General features: G+C 39.9%; 1 protein-coding gene. It reads left to right on the plus strand.

From position 1 onward, the window contains the following. Positions 1–56: 56 nt before the first annotated feature. The coding region (locus AAEU30_RS21450; RefSeq protein ID WP_421962293.1) for an IS256 family transposase at positions 57–1,178 on the plus strand (1,122 nt) is incomplete at its 3' end.

The raw sequence follows: 1,178 nt of genomic DNA on the forward strand, positions 1-1,178 counted from the left end.
GGTAGTGTTCAAAAATCTGTGTCATTTCAGTAAACTGATAAAAACAGGAATGACACATGACAAATCAATTCAACTTCGAAGATGCAGTTAAGGCACTTCAAGCAGGTAAAAAACTTAATGGTAAAGATGGTGTGCTCACATCACTTATCAAACAGCTAACTGAGTCAGCACTTCAGGCTGAGCTTGAACAGCATCTTGCTAATGAGCAGGAGCCCAACCGTAGAAATGGCTCTAGCACTAAAACCGTTAAGTCATCGGTTGGCAATTTTGAGCTAGATACTCCAAGAGATCGAAGCGGTAGCTTTGAGCCTCAACTCGTCAAAAAAAATCAAACCACGCTTAGTGATGAAATAGACTCAAAAATCCTATCTATGTTCAGTATGGGCATGAGTTATCGAGACATCAATAAACACATTGAAGATATGTACGGCATGAACGTTGCCACAGGTACGATAAGTGCTATTACCGATAAACTTATACCGGAGCTCAAAGCATGGCAACAACGGCCACTTGATAGTCACTATCCGATTGTTTGGCTTGATGCTATTCATTACAAGGTCAAAGAAAATGGCCGCTATATTAGTAAAGCTGTTTATACGTTATTAGGGCTAAATGTTCATGGCAAAAAAGAAATACTTGGCTTGCATTTATCTGAAAATGAAGGCGCTAACTACTGGCTGTCGGTTCTTACTGATTTAAATAATCGAGGCGTTAAAGATATACTAATCGCATGTGTTGACGGGCTAACAGGCTTTCCTGAAGCCATTGCAGCTATTTTTCCAGAGACAGAAGTTCAATTATGTATTGTTCATCAGATACGAAATTCAATGAAGTATGTTGCCTCTAAAAATCAAAAGGCGTTCATGGCTGACTTAAAGCCAGTATATCGTGCAGCAACAAAAGAGGCTGCTGAGTTAGCGCTTGATGAACTTGAGGCCAAATGGGGTAGTTCTTACCCGCTTGTGATTAATTCCTGGCGCAATAAATGGCATAATTTATCGGCATACTTCAAGTATCCAGAGCATATTCGCAAGGTAATTTATACGACGAATGCAGTTGAGGCTGTACATCGCCAATTTAGAAAATTAACGAAGACGAAAGGCGCTTTTCCAAACGAAAACAGCTTGTTGAAATTACTTTATGCTGGCATATTAAACGCCACTGAGAAATGGACCATG

Source organism: Pseudoalteromonas mucoides (genome assembly GCF_049257175.1).
In the GTDB taxonomy this organism is placed as follows: domain Bacteria; phylum Pseudomonadota; class Gammaproteobacteria; order Enterobacterales; family Alteromonadaceae; genus Pseudoalteromonas.